The sequence below is a fragment of the Pseudomonas sp. BS-2016 genome, assembly GCF_001806145.1.
GTDB lineage: Bacteria > Pseudomonadota > Gammaproteobacteria > Pseudomonadales > Pseudomonadaceae > Aquipseudomonas > Aquipseudomonas lundensis.
Genome location: NZ_MLCT01000153.1, coordinates 1 through 1,687, shown reverse-complemented (window position 1 = coordinate 1,687; position 1,687 = coordinate 1). Strand labels below are relative to the sequence as shown.

Below are 1,687 nucleotides of genomic sequence, written 5' to 3'. Positions count from 1 at the left end.
GTGGCCTTGATGGCCTTGACGAAGTCTTCGTTGTCCCAGGCATTGATCTGGCCTGGGCGCGCAATGTACGGCGCATCCGGGAACAGTGCCTTGAGCTCGGGCACCAGCGGGCCATTGGGGCCGGTTTCGAAACTGGTGGTGAGGATGGTCGGCAACTTGAAGTACTTGGCCAGGTCAGCCAGGGCCAGCACGTTGTTCTTGAACTCGTTGGGGGAGAAGTCCTGCACCAGGGAGATCAGGCCGGTCTGGTGATCGACCAGCAGAACAATGGCGTCGTCTTTGTTCAAGCGGTTGTAGGTTGCAGTGCTCATGGTTGAATCCTTTTTTGTTTAGGTTGGTTGGGCGTTGCGTTCAACATGGGCACAGATTAATGGGTAGGTGACGAAGGATAAATCGGGTGGAAGGCGTCTTACTGTCAACTTAAAGTGGACAATGGTTGGCGCCCGATTTCAGGCCTCCGGGTTGCTGTGCAGCACAGGAGTGAATTGCCTGATTTTGAGTAGCCAGCAGGTCCGATCCCTTTCATTTGCAGGACGTTTCCGAGAGAATCCCAACCGCTTGCGCCAGTGGAATTGGGTGACTAGGCTGCTGACCGTCACTGCTAATTCAGTGATCGGGTTTAGTCGCCCGGATTCGATTGGCGCATATGCAACTCATGAGTCAGGCACCTCATCGCCTGCATCTTATGGTGGCTGTGCGCAGGGCACCTTCGGGTGCGCCGGGTTCCAATCGACCGGTCGACTAACCTGCGTACAGCTGCCACCTTTCGTTTAGTCGCGTAATTGGCAGCTTCAAATTATCGATTGGAGTTTTGCTATGGATAACGTTGTTTCGGATTCGCCGTCGTCAGGCGCAACCAACCCATTTACGGTCAATGAAGAACTGAGCTTCGAGGATGCCTGGGTGCAGGTGGCTGAGCTGCTGCATTGTGCGCTGGCTACGTCGCAGGTGATCGGCGAGTCAGTGGCTGCGCCACAGAGGGCGGTGATGCATTTGGTGGAGATGGTGGCGGATAGGGCTGTGGAGTGTTTGCAGCCTAGGTGATATGACGTCGCCTGTTCGGTTTTGATCGTCCAGGCGACTTATTCACGATTTCCTTAATTTCGGCTCAGAAATAGGGCTTGAATTCGTTGATGTCGCGAATCAGCAACTGCATCAGCTTTGGATGAATGAACAGTTTTTCCTTTCCGACCTGAACCTCTTGCAGAACATCAATGGAGACCAGCTCTTTGAGGTAGCGAGAAGCAGCCTGGCGCTGAGCGATCTGCTTGTCGACGACGTTGCTAATACGGCAATAGGGCTGCTCAAAAATCACGTCCACCAATTCGCGTGAGTAGGTTTTCGGCAAACGTTCGCGAACAAATTGGCTGGTGTGCTCGGACAGGCTGCGAATGGCGGCAATTTTTGCACTGGTCCAGCGAGCGGTTTCTTCCACGGCAGTAAGCATGTACAGCAGCCAGGGCTCCCAGGCCTGTTCGCGTGTGACATCAAGCAGTAGTCGATAGTAATCGGCTCTATGCGCAATGATGAAATGACTAAGGTAAAGAATCGGTAGATTCAACAGACCTTCCTGGATCAGATACAGGGTGTTTAGCACGCGCCCGGTACGACCGTTGCCGTCTGTGAATGGATGAATAGCCTCGAACTGATAGTGTCCGACAGCCATGCGAACCAGCGGGTCGAGGTC

General features: G+C 53.9%; 2 protein-coding genes and 1 pseudogene. 1 reads left to right on the top strand and 2 read right to left on the bottom strand.

The window, feature by feature from the left end; translation table 11 throughout:
• Window positions 1-311: pseudogene (locus BKD70_RS23225) on the bottom strand (hydrolase); the annotation flags it as partial.
• Window positions 312-816: 505 nt separating this feature from the next.
• Here BKD70_RS23225 and BKD70_RS23220 point away from each other — a divergent pair.
• Window positions 817-1,044, top strand: a complete 228-nt coding sequence (locus tag BKD70_RS23220) for a hypothetical protein (RefSeq protein ID WP_070415483.1) — start codon at window positions 817-819, stop codon at window positions 1,042-1,044.
• A gap of 64 nt (window positions 1,045-1,108) precedes the next feature.
• On the opposite strand, the gene BKD70_RS23215 is transcribed toward BKD70_RS23220, so the two are convergent.
• Window positions 1,109-1,687 (bottom strand): Fic family protein (locus BKD70_RS23215; RefSeq protein ID WP_139145822.1); only part of this gene is annotated, 579 nt, incomplete at its 5' end.

Bases quoted from the DNA above. Each gene is read 5' to 3' on its own strand.
- BKD70_RS23220 (WP_070415483.1), top strand. From the start codon at position 817: ATGGATAACGTTGTTTCGGATTCGCCGTCGTCAGGCGCAACCAACCCA.